Raw genomic sequence first — 22,466 nt, forward strand, 5'->3', positions numbered from 1 at the left:
ATACTCCGACCCACTGCCAGACCTGGATTGTTATGGAACCTGGCCGATGAAAGTTCTCCCTTTGTGGCCTGACTCTCCTCCGTGGCTGGCCGTTCCGGGCCCTATGCGGCTTTTTTGGGGCGGTTACTGCCCGGAAGCCCCGGCGACGACAAGGATTGCCGCGGCCAACTGGCCCAGGGGCTCCGCGAGGGCGGTGGCGCGTCGGCCGAGGCGGGACGCTGCTCGACTGGTTCGGGTCAGGCGGGTGCGCCATGCGGACTCGTCCGGTGACGGTTGGGCGTTGCTCGTGTATCACCTTGTTGCGGAAGGCATGGTGGTTGTAGGCCGCAGCACGGCGGTTGGCCGTAGGTGAGGGCGCTCCGTCGAAGGTTGACCGGATCTCGTCACTTCCACTGTGCGAGATCGGCCGCGAAGTCGGCGTAGGAGCGATTGCGGCTGGGGTCGCAGGAGGTCACGTAGCCGTACGCGACGGCCTTCTCGATCACTTCGGGGGCGTGGCTCTCGAGGTATGGGGGGCGGGTGAGGCGGCTTTTGAGGAGTTCCTTGGAGCCGCCGGATATGGTTCCCAGGTTTCTCTTACGGTCCTGCTGTGTGAGCTTCCACGTCGAGTTGAGCTTGGTGAACGCTTCGGGGAACAGCATCAGCCAGGCCTCCATCTCGTCGGCGGCGAGGGCGAGGGCCGTGTCGCAGCCGAAGGCCTTCCGGAGCTCGGCCGAGAGCTGTCGGCGACGATTTTCGTAGGCCTCGTCGATGACGGCGTCGAGGTCGACGTGCACGACGATGCCGGCGAGCTGGGCCTGGAGGCGCGTGGCCTGCCCCTGGGCGAGCAGATGCAGCCGTTCCAGACGTGGTGCCAGCTGGTTCTCCGCCTTCTTCAGCCGTACGGGCGTCTTCACTTCGATGATCTTCGGTGGGCGGGCAGCGGGCCAGCGGCACAGAACGGGGAGCAGATGCCGTAGAACGTCCCTGTCGTGCTGGCCCTCCCCGGCTATCGCGATCACCGGTTTGCCCTGGCCACGGCCTGCCTGCTTCTTGCCGGCCACTACAGCCCCCCGCCCAGCGCCCCCGAGAACCACAGCTCGCCCAGCGGCAGTCCTTCGGACGCGTCGACGACCTCGCGGATACGTTCCGTGCTGGTGGCCGGGATGTGGGAGGCCCCCTTCGCGTCGCGCTCGCAGATGACGATCTCCTCCGGTTCGAGCTGGTCCACGAGCACCGGGGCGTGGGTGGTGACGAGGAGCTGGGTGCGTTCGCTGGCCTCGCGGAGCCGCTCGGCGAGGAGCTCCAGGGCGTGCGGGTGCAGGCCGTGGTCGATCTCCTCGATGCACGTCATCACCGGCGGGTGCGGGTCGTGGAGGAGGGCGAACAGGCAGAGCATGCGTACGGTGCCGAAGGAGGCGTCGGCGAGGCTGGTCCGGCCGCGCAGGTTGCGTTCCTTGAGCTGGACGGTGGCCCGTCCGCTGGTGCCGGGGACCAGTTGTATGTCGATGTCCTCGATGGAGGGCACCAACGTGGTGACGTCCTCCAGGAGGGCCGCCCACGCGTCCGGCTCTTCCCGGAGTTTGAGGAGGAAGTCCACGAGATTGGACGCGTCGTCGGCGAGCAGCTGACCGGGCAGACCCACGGCCGCGGGCCGTCGGGCGGCACGTACGTCGGCGTCGAAGACGCGGACTTCGGTGAGGTGCTGGGCGAGCCCTCGTATGGCCGTGGCGGAGGGGGCGCCTTTGGGCAAGGGGAGTTCACCGCGCAGGCCGGTGGCCATGGGGTCGACCTTCGGCGGCCGGGGCAGCTGTTCGCCTGCGACCGCGCTGACGATCTCGGCCGTGGTGAGGCGGAGCTCGATCCTGGTCTCGGCGGCTTCCGTGTGCAGGACGAAGCCCTCACGGCGCGAGAAGTGGTAACGGCCCCTGTCCTCCCCGGGCACCCGACGGCGCAGCAGGCTCAGGCTGTACGCGTCGGGGGCCGACTCCGAGGCGTGCGGGCTCCAGATGCCTTCCAGGCCGATCCGGAGCCCTGAGCGAGTGTGGTTGCCGCCCCGGTAGGCGATTTCCTCGTAGCCGCCGAGTGTCTCCACCGTGGGTTCGATGCCGGCGCGGGCCACGCCGGCGAGGAACTCGAAGACTCTGAGGACGTTCGACTTGCCCACGGCGTTGGGGCCGACCAGGACGGTGAGGGGGCCCAGTGGGAGGTCCATCCGCGTGAGGGTGCGGAAGTTCTCCACGGTCAGGCGCAGAAATCGGCTGTTCAAGCGGCGGGCCAATCCGGACGGGGGCCACCGGCCGACAGCCGGTCGCGGGTGGTGAAGTGCCGGGTAAGGATATCCGCCGAAGATCCTCAATTTCCCCCGAGTCCGCCAACTCGCCCGGGATTTCCGCACCCTGACGGAACGTGGAACTCGGCCCACACGGTCTTGCCGGGACCCGTCGGGCGAGGGTCGACACCCCAGACGTTCGCGAGGGCGTCCACGAGGAGGAGGCCGCGGCCCGACTCGCCGTCGGGGGGTGGTGTGCCGGGGGCGGGCAGCTTCTCGGCGCGGGTGTCCGTGACCTCGATGCGGAAGCCGCTGCCGGTCGCTGTCCCGACGACGCTGAGGTGGAAGTCCCGTCCGGGGACGTGGCCGTGGCGGACCGCGTTCGCGGTGAGCTCGGCGGCGATGAGGGTGACGGTTTCGTTGGTGGGCGAGGCGTAGGGGTGGCCCCACTCGTTCAGGCGGTGCGAGACGAGTCGACGGGCGAGGCGTGCGCCGCGTGGTGTCGAGGTGAACCGCATCGAGAATTCGCGCCTTTGTGGGGGAACTGCTGGCTTCATGCTGTCAACGGTTGTGTCTGTGCGTAGCGTTGAACAGGCGTGATGCGCTGACGGTCACCGGTTGTACGCGGTCGGTGTGCGGCTGTACGTGGCCGGCGGCGTGACCGGGGTCCAGGGCGGTGCGTTGGTTGTGCTCGGCGGTGTGGTGCGTACGGGAGGTGTCGGGGTGGAGGAGCAGCAGGCTGAGGGTGAGCAGGAGTACGAGTTCGGTGCGGGCATCCTGCACGTGTGGCGGCGGCAACTGAAGCTGTTCCGGGAGCGGGCGGGGATGGACCGGGCGGAGCTCGGGGCTCTGACGGGGTACTCGGCCGCGACGATCGCCTCTTTCGAGCAGGGGAGGCGGATTCCACCGCCGAAGTTCATCGACCGGGTGGATGAAGTGCTGGATGCCGGTGGGGTGTTGAAGGCAGGGAAGGAGGATGTGGCTCGGGCTCAGTATCCGGCGTTCTTTCGGGATGCGGCGAAGTTGGAGGCCGAGGCGGTTGAGCTTCACGTGTACGCGAATCAGGCGGTGCCTGGGCTGTTGCAGACGGCGGAGTATGCGCGGGCTGTGTTCACGAATTGGCGGCCTTTGCTGGACGAGGAGACGGTGGAGCAGAGGGTGGCGGCACGTCTGGCCCGCCAGGAGATCTTCTGCCGAACGCCGTTGCCGACCATCAGCTTCGTCATCGAGGAGTCGGTGCTGCGTCGCCCCCTGGGCGGGTGGGGTGTCATGCGGGGCCAACTGGAGCAGATCCTGCTGCACGGTCACCGGCGTAACGTTGAAATTCAGGCGATGCCCGTCGAGCGGGAGGAACATGCTGGACTGGCTGGTCCGTTCACCTTGATCGAGACGAAGGAAGGACGGAGGATCGCCTACGTGGAGGCACAACAGGACAGCCGCCTCTACACCGCGCGGAAACCGGTCCGAGAGATCGAGGAGCAGTACGGCCTCCTCCGGGCACAGGCGCTCACTCCGCGCGAATCGCTGGCCCTCATTGAGAAGTTGCTGGGAGAGACATGAACGTCGAAGAGCCTCTGGCGTCAGTGCCCGAGTCGGCATGGTTCGTGAGCAGTTACAGCAGTGGGGCGGGCGGCGAGTGCGTCGAGGTTGCAGCCTGGACAGGCGCCTTGCATGTGCGTGACTCGAAGGACAAGGCGGGCCCGGTGCTGAGCCTTACGCCGGACGCCTGGACCGACTTCGTCGGGTTCGCCGCTCGGCACCCCGTGTAGCGCGTAGCACGACCTCGCCGTGCCCCGTGATCGTTCACGAACGGTCGCGGGGCACTGGCGTTCACGACCAGCGGCCGGCCGCGATCTCGGCGTCCAGGCGGGCCTGGAAGTGGGCGTGGGCGGCGCGCATTTCGGTCTCGCGGTCGGCCTTGTAGAAGGGGGCCTGGTAGCCGGCCGGAGGTGGAGTGTGCTCCGGGTCTTCCAGGTGGGCCATGAGGTCGAGGTAGTCCTGCTTGGTCTGGCCGTGGCCGTACGTGTTGAAGTCGGCGGCGATCTTGCGGCCGTTGGCGTCGAAGTAGGTTGCCGACTCGTAGTCGTACAGCTGTGGGTAGCGGGACTTGAAGATCGCGGCGAGCTGGTCGGCGGTGATGCCGAGCCATACAGCGACGAGGGCGTCGAGTTCGACGAGGGCGGCCCGGCGTTCGTGCTCGGTGCGGAGGGGGGTGTCGTACTCCCAGGTCGGCTTGAGGCTGGCGGCGAGGGGCTTCAGGCGGGGCCAGTTGGGGTTCGCCCAGTCTTCGTAGCCCGCCCAGCGGGGGTCGAACAGCTCTGCCCAGAGAGGCGCGTAGTGGGTGGTGAGGGCATTCAGACGGAGGGTGCGGAGGAGGAGGGCGGAGGCGAGGGGGTGTTTGGGGTCGGGGGCAGGTACTTTGTGGGCCTCGGCGGCGCGAAGGTGAGAGCGGCCGGTGATGCGAAGCAGGTAGTCCAGAGGTAGTGCTGCCCAGAAGCCTGCGTTAAGGGCGGTTGAGTGGTTGTTCGCAAGGGCCATCGAGTTTACGGCGTCTACGTGAGCGGGGCCGGGTGGGATGAGAGCGGCGTGCAGGCAGCGGCTACTGTCGAAGGGGATCATGACACGCCAGGCCAACCGAAAGTAGGCGGTGAACGGCCTTTCCGACCAGGTCTGTTGGTCCCCCAGGTACGTCGCTTCGTCGGTGGCCCGGACAAGGTTGGTCACCGGAACGTACCTCTCGGGCAGCTCCGTCGGCGCGAGCGAGTCCCAGTCTCTGTTGCTTCGGCAGGGGATCCTTGGCTCCTTTGAGAAGGGAAGCGCGGATGCGAAGTGCGGTCCCTGGAGGATGACATCTGCGAGTTTTGTGACGGCCTGATTGCCCCAGCGAATCAATCCGTCCTTCCTGGCCCCGGTTTCGTGGTATCCGCTTGAGATCATCGGGCCGTAGTCGGCCATGCTCTTGGGGTAGGCGGCCAATGCCTCAATTGCGCCTTGTTCGCCGACGAGGACCGGGTACAGCAGAGGGGCCTGTGCCGCTCCGCCCGTAGAGCCCGTCAGGGCTTGCCAACTGGCAAGCAGCGCAGTGTCTACATGCACGATGCGGTCGCGATGTGGCCTTATGTCCCACGAGCCGTTGTGTTTGATGCCGGGGCTTGTGCCCCGCCCATCGTGGGTCAGCGAATCTGGCAGGACATCGATGCCGCGGAGCTCGCTGACATGCAGGAAGTCAGGATCCTGTGGCGAGCCGTAGACATGCATCCCGAATTCTGCGGAACGGTTGAGGTCGTCGAATGCCCAGTTGGCCGAGTTCACAAAGTGCGCGTGAACCCGGAGATGCCGGTACGTGGCAGCCCGGATGGCGCCCTCGCGGACGCCACCGAAGTGTGTGTCCGGATGGATCATGCCTGCGCTGCCCTGCGGCGCGATCTGCCGCCACACCCTAGCCATGAAGGCCCGGTAGAGGTCGCCCTGAGTACCGATAAGAAGCGGGTACATCACCGGGCTGCCCAGCACAGCGACGGCACCAGCAAGGGCGGCCAGCTCATCGAGGAGGAAAGCCTGGCTATCGGCACGCGCGCCCAGCACCTCTTCTTTACGGAGCCGCCATTCCCCTGCACTCGGCTTCTCCGCCAGCGAAAACCAGGGCTCCAGCTCCGCCAGAACCAAATCCTCCTGCCACCGAGGCCTCACCCAAGGCGGATTCCCCACCTGCAAATCAAACCCACCCCGCGCAAATACCTGCGCGAACTCCAACTCCCAATGAAAGAACCCCTGCTGCCCAGCAACATCCTTCGCCACCGCAGCCCACGGATACTGCTCCTCCAGCCGATGAGCCCCATCCATGCCCATCAGATCCGGCAGCGCATCCTCATACGGCTCAAGCTCATCCAGCCGTTCGAACTCCGAGACCAACGAATCCGCCGGAACCTCCTGCCTCCCCAGCAAGGACTCCGCGAACTCCAGCCAGTCGTCCAGGTCCGCCAGCGGAACAGCCTCCCGCCGCCGCTCCTTGACCTGCTCCTGCCGTCGACCGGTCCTCCGTCGCTCCACCGCATCCCGCGTCAGACTCAGCTGCTTCGAATCGACCCCGAACCCAGGCAGCGCATCCGCCTCCCAGGCCATCAACACACCGTCGTCCGAAGCCTCGGCGTCATCATCGACAGGCGACTCCTCCTCACCCCCCTCCACCCACTCCGCCACCCGCCGGTACGCCCCATCGGTCCCGTCCAGCAGCGCAGCCCCCCGCACCGGCCAGAACCACAACGCACACCACGCGTCCATCAGCGTCTTCAACCGCCAGTACGGCGTATCGACCGCCTCAAGATCCGCCAGCACCTTCTCCCGCTGCACCGCCACCTCAGGCGCCCGCAGCGACCCGGCCTCCGCCCCCCACACGTCGATCCGCCGCGAGATGTCCCGCTCGGAGATCTCCAGGCGCCGTACGACAAGCCCCCACAGGTACTCAGCTCGCCGGGCCAGCCCCTGCAACCGCTCGGTCTGCTTCTTCGACGGAGACTTGGTGATCGCCTTCCGCCAGGCACCCAGCGCCTTGGCCGCCTCCGGCGCCAGTGCCCTGGCCTCCTTCTCGGCGGCGACCGCGCCCCACTCCTTCGCGGGCAGCAGGAAGTGATGCACGGCCCCGTCCGGCAGGCCACCCTCCACCCCCGTCTCCGTCAGCGGAAAGCGTTCCGGCGTGCTCCCCAGCCAGCCGCCCTTCTTCAACCTCTCCGCCGAATAGATCTCCCGCCGCCCACCGATCAGCGAGTTGCCGCGCCGCAGGTGCAGCCCGAACCACGGCGCTTCCATCCCCGGATGCATCGTGTTGAGCCACAGCGAGACCTCCGCCAGCTCCACAGCCGTCGAGTTCAGGTCCACGCCGTACGAGTTGTGCAGCGCGACATACGCCTTGGCCTTCTGGAGCTCGATCGCATACGTCTCCGTGTCGATGGCGACGCCCAACTCGTCCTGCCGCCGCCGCAGATACTCTGCCGCCACCTGATTGATGGCCTCGTTGAGGAACGCGCCCGAACCGAGCGCCGGTTCGCAGATCTTCCAGTCCAGCAGCTCCCGAGCCGCCGTAACCGAACCGTCCTGGTCCAGTCGATGCTGCAACGCCAGCTGCACGGTCACCTTCGTCAGCGACTCCGGCGTGTAGTACGAGGCCGATGTCTGCCGGTCCCGCCCGGACAGGCGGTACACGAACGACCCCGGCCGATACCGGACCCGTACGTCCGCACCCGTCTCCTCGTCCCGTCGCCGTACGAAGACCGAGTCGGCGTACTCGTCGGCCCGCGAGGCCGGCACCAGCCAAGAGCCGTCCTTCGGGTCGCCGGCCTTCGCGACCTCGTACAGTTCCTCGCTCGCCACGAAGCCCGAGTACGACATCAACCCCTCGTACACGGCGCCCAGTTGGTTGATGCCGAGCTGGGCGTACGAGATGAAGCCGCCGCGCTCGCCCTTCCTGCCGCGCGTGAGCATCAGCAGCCGCAGCACCCGGTACAGCGTGGCGTTGCGCAGGCGCGTGTCGACGTACCTGACCTCGCCGGTCTCGTCCTCGTCGAAGCGGGGGTCGGCCACCGAGCGGGCGCCGATCAGCTGGATGGAGTCCGGCTCGAACAGTTTGGAGTGGAGGGGCTCGAAGCGCAGGCCGATGTCCTCCGACGTGGGCGCCCCTTCGCCGTGGGTGCGCCGCGAGCGGTATCCCTCCTGCACCTTCCGGAAGAGCAGGTCCAGTGACTCGTAGAGGTAGAAGCCCTCGCGGGCCTTCTCGCCGACCAGGTCCCGTTCCGCCACCAGCTCGCCCAGCCGTCCGAGCCCGTATCCCTGGTGGTACTCCGGATAGTCCGAGGGCAGAATGCCCAGCTCGGGCCGCGCCTCCGCGTACAGCAGGAACAGGATCCGGTACAGATAGCGCAGTGATTCGCGCGTCAACTGCCTTGACAGTTCCGGGAGTTCCTTGACGTCCTGCGGGCGCAGGCCCGCCACCCGCAGCCGTTCCAGGATCTCGTTCGCGATCAGCTCCACCGACAGGCGCAGACCGTCGCGCAGGTCCGACGAGACGCCCACCGCGTGCCTGGTGGACTTGTCGACGAGGCCTGTCAGGGGGTTCTCGCCGCCCTCCTCCGGCGTCCGCAGGGAGTCCGCGCCGAACAGGGCCGCCAGCGTGTCGAGTTCGCCGCCCATGCGGACGTCGTTGCGTTCCAACGCCGCGTCCAGCGAGGCCGCCAGGTAGCGTCCCTCGCCCCACACCGCCCGGTCGGCCAGGATGATCACGCCGCCGACCAGCAGCAGCACATAGCGCGGTGCGTCCTCGCTCGCGAACAGGAACGACGCCAGCTTCGAGCCCGTCGTCAGCTCCGCGGACCCCTCCAGCTGGACCCGGTGCAACAACCGGCCCGCCCCGTCCGGTTCCAGCGCCGCGTCCGGCTCCGCCGCCCAGCCGCAGTCCAGCGCCATCAGGCCGGGCTCGGCGTGGGCGACCCGCACCTCGTACGCATGGTCCGCCCGCTGCACGGTCACGGTCTGCGGCTTGGCGTCGTAGCCGAAGGCGCGCAGCACCGACGCGTTCAGCTCCGTGGCCCGCTCCCGCCAGTCCGGGTTGTCGTACGTCGTCGCGTCGTCCGGCTCGGCCGCCGCCTCCGCGAAGAACGCCCGTGCCCGGAAGTACGGGCGGCGCAGCTCGCGCAGGCCCACGCGGGCAGTCACCGGCAGCGCGTCCGCCGCACTCTCGGTGTCGCGGGCGGCCTCCTCGCGCTCCTTCCAGGTCGCCAGGAGACCCGCCTTGAGGTCCTTGGGGAGGACCTCGGCCAGATAGTGCGCGGAGAAGTAGTCGCCGCGGTTGACGAGGGAGTCGTACGTCATGGCTGGGTGAACCTCGGGAGATCAGGCGGTGGAGTCGAGGACGGCGAGGATCCGGAGCATCGGGCGGCCGGTGGTGAGGAGCGAGTCGGCCAGGTCCGTGAGCTTCGACTTGGTGTCGGGGCCTGCCAGGGTCGGCTGCTCCCAGGTGCCCAGGCGTTCCTTGTACTTCTCGATCGGGTCGAGCAGCGCCCGGTCCCACTCGGCGCTGTGCCGGCGCAGGAAGTCCTCCGCCGCCTCCAGGGCGGCCGGGATGCCCGAGGTCAGCAGGTCGAGGTCGTGGCTGTGGAGCGGGTTGGCCATCGTGGGGCCGACGCCCGCGTCGCGCAGTACGCCCACCATGTCGTCGGTGACCGTGCGGCCCTGGACGGTCATCCACTTCACCACCGTCGGGCGGCCCAGCGCGTTGGAGAAGATCCCCTGGATCAGATAAACGGGCAGCTTCACGTTCGCCGTGATGACCGGGGCCTCCTGGCGGCCCAGGCGCACCAGGACCTTGTCCGTCAGCCACTCCATGACCGGATGGAGATCGGTGAGCAGGGAGATCTCCGGCCAGCTGGACGTCGAGGACTCCCGGGCGCGAATCAGCGCCAGGTCGGCGAGCTTGCGGTTGAGGGTCACCAACAGGCGTTCGTGGAGGCGCTGTTCGCGGCGGTAGTCCAGGGGCAGGGCCTTCAGCCGGTGGGTCAGGTCCGACGGCGGCCGGAAGGAGATCAGGCCCGTCTCCGGGTCCTGGTCCAGCTCCAACTCACGCTGTGACTCGGGGAAGGCCTCGCGCATCGCCTCGTCGATGAACTCGCGGGTGTTCGTGAACAGGCGGGGCACGTCGGCAGGGGCGGGCGGAGCGTCCCCGTCGACCTCGTCCGGGTCGTCGCCGACGGCTCCGAAGAAGTCCGCGAGGAAGTCGGTGCCGGAGTCCTCGGCCGCGGCCGCCTGTGCCGTCGCGTCGAGGGACTCGTCGACCGTACGGCCTCGCAGTAGATCCTGGATGAGGGACTTCTCCTCCGCGTCCGCCCGGTACAGACCCGAGACCGCCTCCGCCGTACCCATGCTGCGGTGCGCCTCGTCCTCGCGCTCCAGGAGCCGTTCGGCGACCGTACGGTCGTCCTTCGCGCCCTCGACCTCGCTGGTGAGGATCAGCGCGCGGAACTGCGGGGGGTGGGACTGGCCGTAGCGGTCGATACGGCCGTTGCGCTGCTCGATGCGGATCAGGGACCAGGGGACGTCGTAGTGGACGAGCTGGTGGCACTGGCGGTGGAGGTTGACACCCTCCGATGCCACGTCTCCCGTGAACAGGATGCGCACGGGGGTGTCCGCCAGGCCGAAGTCCTCGACACACTGCATCTGCTGCTCGTCGGAGAGACCGCCGTGCATGACCCGCGCGGCCTCCTGCAACGCCTTCCCCTTGAAGCCGAGAGCCGCCGGGACCGTCCTACGCAGCCACTCCAGCGTCTGGACGCGCTCGGAGAACACCACGACCCGGGTGTCGCTCTTCGGGCCGATTCCGATGGACCGGAGCTGCTCGACGAGGGTTTCGAACTTCGCCGAGTCCTGCTCCGACATGCCGGCCGTGAGGTCTTTGAGGCGGTGCAGCGCGTCCAGTTCGGGGCCTGGAACGGCGTATTCCTTCGTGGTGAGCGTCTTGATGCGCGCGTCGACCGTCGCCCCCAGAGCCACGTGTGAGGAGAGGAAGGACTTCAGCACCGTGTACGGGAACAGACGGCTCTCGCTCACCGAGGAGCGACCGTCCCGTGGCAGCCACACCTCTGCCAGTTCCTCGAAGACCCTCTCCTCGGCCGCCGTCGCGGCACAGTGCACCGACATGCTCGGGCCGCGGTCCGCCCACTGGCCCTTCATCTGCTCGCGGACCTCGGGGCTGATCTTCGTACGACGGATGAAGAGGTGCTCGATGTCGGCCGCCTCGTAGCGCTCCGGGTCGCGGATCGCGGCCGGGTCGAGGAGGGAGATCAGTTCGGCGAAGGAGCGGGCGTCGCCGTTGTGAGGGGTTGCCGAGGCCAGGATGAGCGCGTCGGTCTGCGGGGCGAGGATACGGGCCAGCTGGTTGCGGAGCGAGCCGCGGTTGATGAGGTTGTGCGACTCGTCGATGACGACCGCGTCCCAGCGGATGCGCTCCAGATGGTGCTTGTACTGGGCGGTGTTCTTGAGCGTGTCGATGGAGACGATGACACGCTTGAAGTACGTGAAGGGGTTGCGGCCCGCCGGGATCTCCCGCTGGATGCGCTCGATGCCCACCGAGTCGAGCCGGATGAGCGGGATCGCGAAGCGGGTCCACAGCTCGTGCTGGAACTGCTCCAGGACATGCTGCGGAGTGACGACGAGAATGCGCTCGCCACGCCCGCGACGGATCAACTCGGCGAGGGTCATGCCGATTTCAAGGGTCTTGCCGAGGCCGACCACGTCCGCGATGAGCATGCGCGGACGCAGGTTCTTGCCGGAGAGAGCGAGCTGTGCGGGGCGGTGTTGGTAGGGGAGCGAGTCGAGCAGGAAGCTGTCCGCCAGCGCCAGACCGCGTTCGGACTGGGGGAGCGGGGTCTTGCGCAGGACCGCTTCGAGGAAGAGGCGGCTGCGGCGGAAGTTGGGGGAGTCGTCCCTCGTCAGCCTGGTCCGGCGGGGGTCCATCAGCTGCACGTCGTCGAGCGCGGTGAAGAAGACGGCTTCCTGGTCCCGTACGAACTCCGAGACGCCCACCGCCTCGATCCGGTCTCCGTCGTGTGCCGTGGGCGTCACGTTCCGTACGAGCCACTCCTCGTCCCGGACCTCGATCTGCGAACCGGGCGGGTACTTGGCGGACTCCGCGGCGTGCGCAGCCTGGTCGACGGTCACGTGCACTGCCTCTCTTGTACTGATGGGGACTGTGCTGATGGGGACTAGAACTTCGCGCGCTGGGCGTAGACCTCGCGCAACTGCTGGGCCACACGCCTGGCTTGGACCGACGTACGGAGGGGTCCGGGGCCCGTGCGCTCCCGGCCGCGCTGGGCGGGCGGGGGAGTCCCTGGGGCCGCGACAGGACGGGCGGGCGGCAGGTCGTGGGCCGCCGGGGCCTGCTCGGCCTTGACCGTGCGGGTGTACGCGGCGGGAGGCAGCGTGTCCTGGGGGAGCGGGACAGTGGGGGCCGTGGTGTGCGTCGGCTGCTGAGGGAGCGTCTCCGTGGGGAGGTTCGCCACGGCCGCATCGACGACAGTGAGCGAGGCGGGGGGCACGGGGGGCGTGTCCGTCACCGTCGTCGCCGCGGTGAGGCGGCGCCTGGCCTGAGCGATCTTGAGGCCCTGCGCTTCGATCACGGCACGGCATTTCTGGACGACCTCGGGCAGCGCGGGCCGGTCCTGCGGGACGTACGTGAGCATCGACGTGAGGAGCGGGACCAACTCGGCCGGCGCTCCGGTCAGGTCTGCCTGTGCGTCCGCCTTGGTGATCAGGTGGAACAGCGCGTGGATGTTGTCCGCCTGGAACGGGTAGTGGCCGGTCGCCGCGTACAGCATGACGGCACCGAGGGCATACACGTCGACAGGCGCCGTGAGCGGCTTGACGCCGTTCGCCTGCTCGGGCGCCATGCATGCGGGCGTGCCCAGCACGGTGTTCGGGGCGGTGAGAGACGCGCTGGACTCCGTGAACACCGCGAGACCGAAGTCGATGATCTTCGGGCCGTTCGGGCCGAGGAGGATGTTGGCGGGCTTCAGATCACGGTGGAGCAGGCCCTGTTTGTGCACGCCCGCGAGGGCTTCCGCGAGCGTGGCGCCCAGGGAGGCGACCAGCACCAAGGGCAATGGACCGTGGGTGTTGATGTGCTTGCGCAGGTCCGGTCCGTCGATGTACTCCGTCGCCAGCCACGGCTGTTCGGCCTCCGCGTCCGCGTCGAGGAACGCCGCGATACGCGGACCCCAGATCGTCTTCAGGACCTCTATCTCCTGCGCGAAACGCAGACGGGTCTCCGAGTCCACCACCGACGGCTTGATGATCTTCACCGCCGCGGGCTCTCCACCAGGAGACTCACCGAGGTATACCTGACCCATGCCACCGTGGCCGATGCGCCCGAGGAGCTCGAAGCCGCCGAGTTCCGTCGGGTCCTCGGGGCTCAGCGGGGCCGCGTTCACGTAGGTCGTCCTTTCGCCCTGGTCAGCTGGTGTATGTCAGCAGTCGTAACCGTAGTCCAAGGTCTGATGGCGCGGACCGGGTCTTGCCCGATCGAGTCCGCGCCCGGTTGCGTTCATAAAGAAAGCGCCTCTCCGGCCAACCGTCACATGCCCGAAATACAACCACCCCATCCCCTCCACCATCGCGATCTACCGTGGACACCACAGCCCAACGCCCGGCCACCGTCGCCCGAAGGCACACCCCCGCCTCCCCCAGACGACAGGAGCCCCGTGTCCCGCCCCGCCGTACGGATGCACCTACCGCCCTGGCTCGCGCACGCCCTGCGTGCTCAGCGTGGGCCGATTCCCTGGAACGCCGTGGTGCGGGGTGCGCTGTCCGCCGGACCCATCCTCCTGGTGGCCGTCCTCGCCGACCGCACCTCCCTCGGTGTCGTCGCCGCCATCGCCGCCATGCTCGCCGGGATCAACGACCGGCCCGGGAGCCGGCGGGTCTCCGTCAAGCGGATCGGGGTGCCGGCGCTCGCGGGGGCGGTCGGGATGTTCGTGGGGACCACCGCCGGGGAGCACATCGGGGCGGTCCCACTGACCCTGCTGCTGACCCTTGTCGGGCTCGTGGCGGGGGGTGTCAGCGCCGTCGGACCCGTCGCCTCCGGGGCCGGTACGCAGCTGCTGGTCGCTTCGGCGATCGGGGCGGGCATGCCGTTGCCGGAGGAAGGGGGGCTGCGCGCCGTCGTGTATCTCGGCGGGGCCTGCTGGCTGCTCGCGCTGCGGCTCGTGCTGCCCACCCCCGGTGCCCTCGTCGGGGACTTCCGGTTCGACGGCGAGCGGGAGGCCGTCGCCGATGTGTATGACTCCGTCGCCGCTCTCCTGGACGCCGCGGGGAGTGAGGACGCCACCGCGCGGCGCGTCGCGCTCACCGCCGCCCTCGATCACGCGCAGGACGCGCTCACCGGGCCCCGGCTGCGGCGGTACGCCAGCTCGTCCGCCGAGCGGCGGCTGCACGCGCAGTACGCCGCCGCGCTGCCGCTCGCCGAGGCCGCCACCGCGCTCGCCTGGGCGGAGGAGGCGGTGCCCGGGCGGGCCTCCGCGGGACCCCGACGGCTCGCCGTCGCCGTACGGGAGAACACGCACACCGGGCCGTTGCCCGCGCCCACCCGGTCGGCGCCCGCGCTGCGGGCACTCGACGACGCGCTGCTGCGGGCCGCCGAGGCCTTCGACCGGGGCCGGGGCGGGGATCTGCACAAGCGCCGGCTCACCGTCCGGGGCGTGCTGCGGTCCGTTTTCGGGGCCGGCGGGCGGGAGTACGGGCTGCGGGTCGCCCTCTGCTTCGGGGCAAGCGTCGCCGTGGCACAGGCGCTGCACCACTCCCACTGGTACGGGGAGCACCAGCACTGGTACTGGCTGCCCGCCACCACCGTCTTCCTCGTCAAGCCCGACCTCGGACCGCTCGTCTCCCGGGTGCTGTGCCGGGCCGCCGGGACCGTCCTCGGAGCACTGGTCTTCGCCGGGTTCGCGCTCGTGCTGCCGCGGCCCGAAGGACTCATCGTGCTCGTCGCCCTCAGCGGGGCGCTCATTCCCGTGGCCACCCGGCACTTCGCCGCGCAGACCGCCGTCGTCACGGTCCTCGTCCTGGCGCTCGTGATGGTGGGCGGCGAGCCGCAGGCCTCCGCCGGCCGGATCACCGAGACCCTGCTCGCCTGCGCCATCGTGCTGATCGTGGGGCATCTGCCGATGCCGGGGCAGCGGGGCGGGGGCGTGCGGTCCCGGCTGGCCGCGGCGAGCGGCGCGGCCGAGGCGTACCTCACGCATGTTCTGCGGGAGACCGAACGCCCTGTTCCACGGGAGATGGCGCGGCTTGTGCCACGGCAGGCCGCGCGGCCTGTCCCACGAGGCGCCGGGACCGTCGTACGGGACACTCCCACCGACGACACCCGCGCCCGGCGCTGGACCCTCCGCCGCGAGGCCTACCGCGCGCTCGCCGAGGCCCGTACCGCCATCGCCCTCGCCGCCGCCGAACTCCCCGCGCTCGCCCGGCACTCGGAGGGCGCCGACGAGATCGTCGCCGTGCTCGAAGGGATCGTCGACACGACCACCGCGTGCGCCGTCCACCTCGACGACTCCGGGCGGCTCGCCCCCGAACAGGTCCAGCGGCTCACCGAACTCCTCGACGAACTCGGCCGACTCGACGAGGGGCGCGGGCGAGTGGGGGTCCGGCTGCCCGACGTTCCCCTCGCCGGTTAGGGCCGGTCGGGAGTCACACCCGTACCCACACCGGTGCGTGGTCCGACCCGGGCGTCCCCACCCGCTTCGTCGGATCCTCGTCCACGGACGGCAGTGCGAGGGCGTCGTCCTGCTGCTCGGGCAGGCCCGTCCCCGCCTCCACGATGCGGCGGGCCAGACGGTGGCTCAGCAGGACGTGGTCGATCAGTTCGGCGCGTCCGAAGCTGACGCGGGAGAAGCGGCGCTTTTCGGGTATGCGCGGGGCGATGTCCCACAGCCGGAACGGATCGCCGAGGTCGGCCTTGAGGAACGCGCGCTTTTTGTCGAGCTCGGAGCCGGGCGGACCGAGCAGGATCTGTGTGGTGGCGGCGTTCACCACGTCGTTCATGTCGCCGAGGACGATCACGTCCCGTTCGGTCCCGGCACCTTCGAGCAGGAAGTCCGCGAGGGCGCGCAGGGTCGTCGCCTCGGCCGCCCGCCGGTAGAGGGCGTAGGCGCCGAAGCGGGCCCGTTCGGCCTCGTCGTGGGGCTGGAAGCGGCTCCGGCCCCCGGTGCCCGGATACGACAGCAGCTTCGACTTGAGATGGGCGACCGCCACCTGGAGGACCCCGTCGTCGGTGTCGGTCTCCACGGCGAGGAAGCCTCGGCTGGTCTCCTTGTCGTGCGCGTCCGGCTCGGTGCCGTCGTCACCCTGCACGGGGCGCAGCCCGTCCGCGAACGCATGGGTGTCCCGCCGCATCCGCAGGGGGGTACGGCTGAGGAAGCCGACGCGGATGCCCCTGCGGTCCGCGTGCCGGGAGAGCGCGATGTGCCAATCCCCGCCGATCGCCTTGGCCAGATCGGCGAGTGTCTCCTCCTGCCTGACCTCCTGGACGCCCAGCAGCGCCGGGTCGAGCGCGGTGATCACGGAGGCGAGGGCGGCCACTTTCGCCTCGTACTCGGCCTCGGTCCCGGGTGCGCCGTCACCACTGTGCGGCAGCATCAGATTCTCTAGATTCCAGGTGCCGACGAGCATGCCGGACCCCTTCCGGAAGGCGTACGACGGGTGGTGCGGTGAGGCCAGGGTGCAGGTGTCCGCGCCGTCGCGACAGAGCGGCGACGGGATGCGCGGTTGACCCACTGCGAGGGCACGACCGCGTCGTACGGTGCCTGTATGACGCCTTCTCCCGCAGGTCTCATCATCACCCCGTGCACGGTGCTGACGCACGACGATCAAGAGCAGGTCGGGTTCGTGCACGACGCCGGGATCGTCGTACGGGAGGGTGTCGTCGAGTCGGTGATCAGCAGTGCGCAGGCCGAGGAACTGCCCGCGGCGGAGCGCATCGACGGGCGGGGGCAGGTCGCTCTTCCCGGGCTCGTCAACTGCCACACCCACGCGCCCATGGTCGCCCTGCGGGGGGTCGCGGAGGATCTGCCGACCGAGGAGTGGTTCAACGACGTCGTCTGGCCTATCGAGTCCAACCTCACCGAGAAGGATGTGGAGTTGGGGGCTCGGTTGGCCTGCGCCGAGATGATCCGGGGCGGTGTCACCTGCTTCGCCGACCACTACTTCTCGATGGACGCCGTCGCCGCGGTCGTCGAGGAGTGCGGGATCCGCGCGCATCTCGGGGAGGCGTACTTCTCCTCGCAGGGGCCCCAAGGGCGGGAGAAATCCCTGGAGTTCGCTCTACGGCACCGCGGCGGCGCCGGTGGCCGCATCACCACGGCGCTCGCCCCGCACGCGCCCTACACCGTGGACGACAGCGACCTCACCGCGACCGCCGCGCTCGCCCGGGAGCACGGCCTCCCCGTCCATCTCCACGCCGCCGAGAACCGCGACCAGACCGAGACGAGCCTCGCCCGGCACGGGGCGACGCCCATCGAGGTGTTGCGGCGCACCGGGATCCTCGACACGGACGTCCTGATCGCGCACGGCTCCGGCATCCTCGACAGTGACCTGCCGATTCTCTCAAGTGCCTCCGGTCGTACGGCTGTCGCGACCGCCCCGCGCGGCTACCTCAAGTTCGCCTGGCCCACCACCACGCCCGTGCGCGCCCTGCGTGACATCGGCATCCCCGTCGGACTCGCCACGGACGGGGCCGCCTCCAACAACTCCCTCGACGTATGGGAGTCGATGGCGCTCACCGCGCTGTTCCAGAAGTCGACGACCGGTGACCCGCGCTGGCTGACGTCCCGTCAAGCCCTGCACCACGCGACCCTCCAGAGCGCCCGCGCGGTCGGCCTCGGTGAGGTCGTCGGCAGCATCGCACCCGGCAGGCGTGCCGACATCATCCTGGTCGACCTCACAGGACCGCACACCCAGCCCGTCCACGACCTCGCCGCCACCCTGGTCCACAGCGCCCGCTCCTCCGACGTCCGTACGACGATCGTGGACGGCCGTGTGCTGATGCGGGACCGTGAGCTGCCGACCATTGATGTCCCGTCCGTGGCGGGGGAGTTGAGCAAGCGCCTGCCCGCCCTCCTCGACCGGAGCCACGGCAGGCGGATCCAGGACTACGACAACTGAAACCCGGCCCAGGAAGGGCGCTTCGGCGCCAACTGACGGTGACCGTTGGCGGCAGCCCGTGATCTCCGCGCCGCTAGGCTGACGCCCATGGACCCCGCCGACGGCCTTCTTGAGCACCCCTACGACGTGTACCGGCGCCTGCGCGACACCGCGCCCGTGCATCGGATCGCCGGGCCCGACGGGACGCCCGCCTGGATCGTCACGCGGTACGACGACGTGCGGGCGGCTCTCGCCGATCCGCGGTTGTCGCTGGACAAGCGGTACGCCACGGCGGGGACGTACAAGGGGTTCTCGTTGCCGCCCGCGCTCGACGCCAACCTGCTCACCATGGATCCGCCGGACCACACCCGGATCCGTCGACTGGTCGGGCGGGCCTTCACCCCGCGGCGGATCGAGCAGTTGCGCGGGCCGATCCGGCGCACCGCCGACGGGCTCCTCGACGCGCTCGGTTCCCATGGGACCACCGATCTCATCGCCTCCTACGCCGCGCCCCTCCCGATCACGGTCATCTGTGACCTGCTCGGCATTCCGGACGAGCACCGGCTGGACTTCCGGGTGTGGACCGACACGCTCGTCGCGCCGGACCCGGCGGCCGGACCCGCGGCGGCCAAGGAGGCGGTCGTGGCGATGCTCGGCTTCTTCACGCGGCTCCTCGCGGACAAGCGCCGGGAACCCGCCGACGACCTGCTCTCCGATCTGATCGCCGTCCGCGACGAGGGCGACCGGCTCAGCGAGGACGAGCTGATGTCGCTGGCCTTCCTCATCCTCTTCGCCGGGTACGAGAACACCGTGCAGCTGATCGGGAACGCGGTGCTCGCGCTGTTCCAGCACCCCGGACAGCTCGCCGCCCTGCGCGAGGACCCGGCCCGGCTCCCCGCGGCCACCGAGGAGTTCCTCCGCTACGAGGGCCCTGCCCTGCTGGCCATCCGTCGCTTCCCCGTCGAGGACGTCACCATCGGCGGGGTCACCGTCCCCGCGGGCGAGACGGTCTGGGTCTCCCCGTCCGCCGCCAACCGCGACCCCGACCGCTTTCCCGACCCCGACCGTCTGGACCTCGCCCGCGACGCCTCCGGCCACCTCGCTCTCGGCCACGGCATCCACTACTGCCTCGGCGCCCCGCTGGCCCGTGCCGAGACCGAGATCGCCCTGGCCGCGCTACTGGAACGGTTCCCGGATCTCGCGCTCGCCGAGCCCACCCCGAAGTGGCGCAACTCCCTGCGCGCCCGAGGCCTGCTCGCGCTCCAGGTGTCGTACTGAATCAACCCGTCCCGGAATTTTCCGTGACAGCGATGAGTTTCGCCCCTCCCCACGGTCACCACCCCGAACGGACCGTTGCACAGGAGGGACCCCATGGCGCTTCCGGAGATCGTCTCTCGGGACGAATGGCGCGCGGCGCGCGCGGAGTTGCTGGTAAGGGAGAAGGCGGCCACGCGCGCGCGGGACGCCCTCAACGCCGAGCGGCGCAGGCTTCCCATGGTCGAGGTCGAGGAGGAGTACGTCTTCGAGGGCGGTGACGGCAAGGCCACCCTGCTCGACCTCTTCGAGGGGCGCGGTCAGCTCGTCGTCTACCACTTCATGTTCGCGCCCGAGTGGGACGCGGGCTGCCGCAGCTGCTCCGCCTTCCTGGACCAGATCGGACACCTGGCCCATCTGAAGGCGCGGGGGACGACGTTCGCGGCCGTGTCGAGAGCGCCGTATACGAAGATCCTGCCGTTCAAGGCGCGGATGGGATGGACCGTGCCCTGGTACTCGTCGCACGGCGGCGACTTCAACGACGACTTCGAGGCCACCCTGGAGATGGACGACGAGCCGGCCGAGCGGCCCGGCATCAGTTGCTTCCTGCGCGACCGCGACCGGGTCTTCCACACCTACTCGACCTATGAACGCGGCCTCGACGGACTCGGCTCGACCACCAGCTTCCTCGACCTGACCGCACTGGGACGGCAGGAGGAATGGGAGGAACCCAAGGGGCGCGCCTCCGCTCTCGGGGCGCCCGCGGGCAGCGTACGCATGCGGTATCACGACGAGTACGAGGACTGACACGGAGGGTGAGGTAGATCGTCACACGGTGACAGGACCCTCACACTCCGGGGTGAACTTGTGTCGGCTACGTCTCAGTACGGCAACTCACCGAGGCTTTCGGGCCCTGGAAGGCGTTAACTCCTACAAGCGCTCCTACGGGGAGCGCAACGCTTTCTGGAGGTGCAGGGTGGTGAACGGGCGAACAGTGCTCGAACGCTTTCCCGCTGGCGGGCCGCGCGGATCGTGGCCGGCGGAGGAGTTCGCGCAGGCGAGGCGTCTTGAGGGGCTGCCGGCGGAGGTCGTCATGGACCTCGCGACGGACACGTTCCTGGTGATCGTCCGCAGTGGAGAGGCAGCGGTAGACGCTGTCGCGTGAGGTCAGCCCGCCTCCTTGGCGGGCACCTTTACCGTGAACTGCTCGGCCTGGAGCGAGTACAGCTCCGCGTAGACACCACCGGAGGCCAGGAGTTCGTCGGGCGTGCCCGACTCCACGAGCCGGCCCTGCTCCAGGACGTGCACCAGGTCCGCGTGGCGTACCGACGCCAGCCGATGGGTGATCAGGATGACCGTCTGACCGGTGCCGGACAGCGCGCGGATCTTCTCGAAGACCTCCAGCTCGGCCCGTGCGTCCAGGGCGGCCGTCGGCTCGTCCACGATCAGGATGCGCCCGCGCCGGTAGGCGGCCCGGGCGATCCCGAGCCGCTGCCACTGCCCGCCGGACAGCTCGTGCCCGCCGCTGAAGTTGCGGGCCAGCAGGGTGTCCAGGCCGCGCGGCAGATCGGCCAGCACCTCCCCGGCGCCGGCCTCGGCGACCGCGCCGGACACCCGTTCCTCGGTGAGCGGCACCGAGGAACGGCCCACCGCGACATTGACGCGGGCGGTGAACGGCCACCGCTTGAAGTCCTGGGCGACCATCGCGACCCGCTCGGCGAGCAGCTGCCGGTCCGCGTGCGCCGCGTCGAGGTCGTCCCACAGGATCCGGCCCCGGTCGGGGGCGTACAGCCCCGCGAGCAGCTTGACCAGGGTGGTCTTGCCGGAGCCGTTCTCCCCGACCAGTGCGACGATCTTGCCGAGCGGCAGGGTGAGGGTCACGTCGTCGAGCGCGGGGCGGGTCGCGTCACCCGGGTAAGTGAAGGAGACGTTCTCGAAGCGGATCTCGCGCGGCTCGTCCGGCAGCGCGGCCCCGCCCTCCGGGATCGCCCGCTCGGCCGCCTCCGCGTAGAGCCGCTGGAGGTCGCCGACGAACAGGGCCTCCTCGTGCAGTGCGTTCATCTCGATGACCAGGGTGTTCAGGCTCTGCGAGCCGGTGCGCACGGCGATCACGGCCGTACCCGCCACCGACAACGCCATCGCGCCCGCCAGCAGCAGCCCGCCCAGTGTCGCGTACGTCGCCACCGTCGCCAGGCCCGTCCAGGCCGCCGCTGTCAGACCCGTCCGGGCCGCGAGCCGGGCCAGTCGGGCCTGCTCCGCCTCCGCCGTCTCCGCCATCGCGCGGTAGTGCCTGAGCAGGAACGGCCCCACTCCGTGGACGCGGATCTCCGGCGCCGCCTCCGGCTCGATCAGCAGGGCGCCGAGGAGGCGGCCCGCCCGCACGTGCTGCACCCAGGTGTGGAAGGACTCGTACTGGCGGCGTGCGATGGTCAGCGCGCCCCAGCCGCTCGGGATCGTCATGGTGACCAGCAGCGGCAGCAGCGCCGGGTGCAGCACGGTCAGCACGCCCGCCGCCGCGATCAGCGAGATCATCGCGTTCACCACCCGCGTCGCGAACGAGATCATCCGGCGGGCCGAGGTGGCGCCGTACTGCGCGGTGTCCAGCAGCTTGTGGAAGGCGTGGTCCTCGATCGCCGCAAGCTCGACGGTGGCCGCCCGCTCCAGATACCGCTCGGTCGCCACCCGCTCCACCTTGGGCTCGAGGCGGCCGGTGGCATGCGTCGACGCGGCCCGCAGCAGCGCCCCGAGGAGCATCACGGCGGCCATGGTGACCAACGCGGGCACGGCCCCTCGCAGCCGGTCCTCCAGCGCGCCCCCGCCGATCAGCCGGCCCAGCACGCTGTTGACCGCGAGCAGACTCACCGCCTGCGCGAGACCCCGGGTCACCTCGGCGGCCAGCACGGTCCGCGCGGCCCGCCGGTCCGCCTGCCAGGCCAGCCGGAGACTCGCCGACAACAGCGACGGCAGCCGCACCACCATGGCCCGGAACCCCAGCTCCATGAACGCGTCGGGGTGGGAGTTCCAGCCCGTGTCGTACCTCAGCGGTCCTCCGAAGAGCAGCCGCTCCGACTCGGAGACTCCGGGCTGCTCAGTGCCACGCCGTTTCCCCACCACAGACCTCCCCCGATCCTGGACGGGGCAACTATGGCGGGGGCGGGCCGCAGGGAGGGAGGGCGCAAAAGGGAGCGGAGAAAACACGCGGGCGTACGACGCGCCGCAAAGGGGCGCGGAGAACTGTGGAGCCGGCCCTCACGGACCCGCTCCCGACAGACGGCCTTCCGGCGGA

At 69.7% G+C, this 22,466-nt stretch carries 15 protein-coding genes; 7 read left to right on the plus strand and 8 right to left on the minus strand.

Annotated features, from left to right (window positions below; genetic code table 11):
• Positions 1-383: 383 nt before the first annotated feature.
• From OG841_RS34865 to OG841_RS34875, 3 genes are all read right to left on the minus strand, one after another.
• Positions 384-1,043 (minus strand): hypothetical protein, encoded by a 660-nt coding sequence (locus tag OG841_RS34865; protein WP_365117925.1) that lies wholly within the window; start codon positions 1,041-1,043, stop codon positions 384-386.
• Positions 1,043-2,248, minus strand: coding sequence for an AAA family ATPase (locus tag OG841_RS34870; RefSeq protein ID WP_365117923.1), 1,206 nt, complete (start codon positions 2,246-2,248; stop codon positions 1,043-1,045). Before OG841_RS34870 ends, OG841_RS34865 begins: the two co-directional genes overlap by 1 nt.
• An 86-nt stretch (positions 2,249-2,334) precedes the next feature.
• Positions 2,335-2,769: an ATP-binding protein gene (locus OG841_RS34875; protein ID WP_365117920.1), complete on the minus strand. Its 435-nt coding sequence runs from the start codon at positions 2,767-2,769 to the stop codon at positions 2,335-2,337.
• Positions 2,770-2,953: 184 nt separating this feature from the next.
• On the opposite strand from OG841_RS34875, the gene OG841_RS34880 reads away from it, so the two are divergent.
• Together OG841_RS34880 and OG841_RS34885 are read left to right on the plus strand one after the other, a co-directional pair.
• Complete coding sequence (locus OG841_RS34880) at positions 2,954-3,811, plus strand: helix-turn-helix domain-containing protein (protein WP_371570909.1); 858 nt, start codon at positions 2,954-2,956, stop codon at positions 3,809-3,811.
• A complete protein-coding gene (locus tag OG841_RS34885; RefSeq protein WP_365117918.1) occupies positions 3,808-4,020 on the plus strand; it encodes a DUF397 domain-containing protein in 213 nt (70 codons plus the stop codon). Before OG841_RS34880 ends, OG841_RS34885 begins: the two co-directional genes overlap by 4 nt.
• Positions 4,021-4,081: 61 nt before the next feature.
• Here the strand turns inward: OG841_RS34885 and OG841_RS34890 are convergent, their stop codons facing one another.
• The 3 genes from OG841_RS34890 to OG841_RS34900 are packed head-to-tail and all read right to left on the minus strand — an operon-like array spanning position 4,082 to position 13,221.
• Entirely contained in the window at positions 4,082-9,112 is a 5,031-nt protein-coding gene (locus tag OG841_RS34890; RefSeq protein ID WP_371568107.1) for a class I SAM-dependent DNA methyltransferase, read from the minus strand.
• 21 nt (positions 9,113-9,133) lie between these two features.
• The gene (locus OG841_RS34895) at positions 9,134-11,953 is read right to left on the minus strand and encodes a DEAD/DEAH box helicase (protein ID WP_328637746.1); all 2,820 of its coding nucleotides are present in this window, start codon (positions 11,951-11,953) and stop codon (positions 9,134-9,136) included.
• Positions 11,954-11,997: 44 nt separating this feature from the next.
• A complete protein-coding gene (locus tag OG841_RS34900) occupies positions 11,998-13,221 on the minus strand; it encodes a serine/threonine-protein kinase (RefSeq protein WP_371568111.1) in 1,224 nt (407 codons plus the stop codon).
• A 291-nt stretch (positions 13,222-13,512) separates the two neighbouring features.
• Between OG841_RS34900 and OG841_RS34905 the strand changes: the two genes are divergently transcribed.
• A complete protein-coding gene (locus OG841_RS34905; protein WP_328643501.1) occupies positions 13,513-15,462 on the plus strand; it encodes an FUSC family protein in 1,950 nt (649 codons plus the stop codon).
• Between the two features lie 13 nt (positions 15,463-15,475).
• Here OG841_RS34905 and OG841_RS34910 read toward each other — a convergent pair whose 3' ends face one another.
• Positions 15,476-16,456 carry an endonuclease/exonuclease/phosphatase family protein gene (locus OG841_RS34910; protein WP_371568114.1) on the minus strand — a complete coding sequence of 327 codons (981 nt, stop codon included), beginning with the start codon at positions 16,454-16,456 and terminating at the stop codon, positions 15,476-15,478.
• A gap of 138 nt (positions 16,457-16,594) precedes the next feature.
• On the opposite strand from OG841_RS34910, the gene OG841_RS34915 reads away from it, so the two are divergent.
• From OG841_RS34915 to OG841_RS34930, 4 genes are all read left to right on the plus strand, one after another.
• Positions 16,595-17,947, plus strand: coding sequence for an amidohydrolase (locus OG841_RS34915; RefSeq protein ID WP_371568117.1), 1,353 nt, complete (start codon positions 16,595-16,597; stop codon positions 17,945-17,947).
• Between the two features lie 87 nt (positions 17,948-18,034).
• On the plus strand, positions 18,035-19,204 hold the full coding sequence (locus OG841_RS34920; RefSeq protein WP_371568120.1) for a cytochrome P450 family protein: 1,170 nt from the start codon (positions 18,035-18,037) through the stop codon (positions 19,202-19,204).
• A gap of 93 nt (positions 19,205-19,297) precedes the next feature.
• Positions 19,298-19,987 (plus strand): DUF899 domain-containing protein, encoded by a 690-nt coding sequence (locus tag OG841_RS34925; protein WP_328637741.1) that lies wholly within the window; start codon positions 19,298-19,300, stop codon positions 19,985-19,987.
• Between the two features lie 172 nt (positions 19,988-20,159).
• Positions 20,160-20,345 (plus strand): hypothetical protein, encoded by a 186-nt coding sequence (locus OG841_RS34930; protein ID WP_079162746.1) that lies wholly within the window; start codon positions 20,160-20,162, stop codon positions 20,343-20,345.
• Positions 20,346-20,347: 2 nt separating this feature from the next.
• Here the strand turns inward: OG841_RS34930 and OG841_RS34935 are convergent, their stop codons facing one another.
• Positions 20,348-22,291, minus strand: a complete 1,944-nt coding sequence (locus OG841_RS34935) for an ABC transporter ATP-binding protein (RefSeq protein WP_371568123.1) — start codon at positions 22,289-22,291, stop codon at positions 20,348-20,350.
• Positions 22,292-22,466: the final 175 nt, after the last annotated feature.

Origin of the sequence: Streptomyces canus, from assembly GCF_041435015.1 — a bacterium.
Classification (GTDB): domain Bacteria; phylum Actinomycetota; class Actinomycetes; order Streptomycetales; family Streptomycetaceae; genus Streptomyces; species Streptomyces canus_G.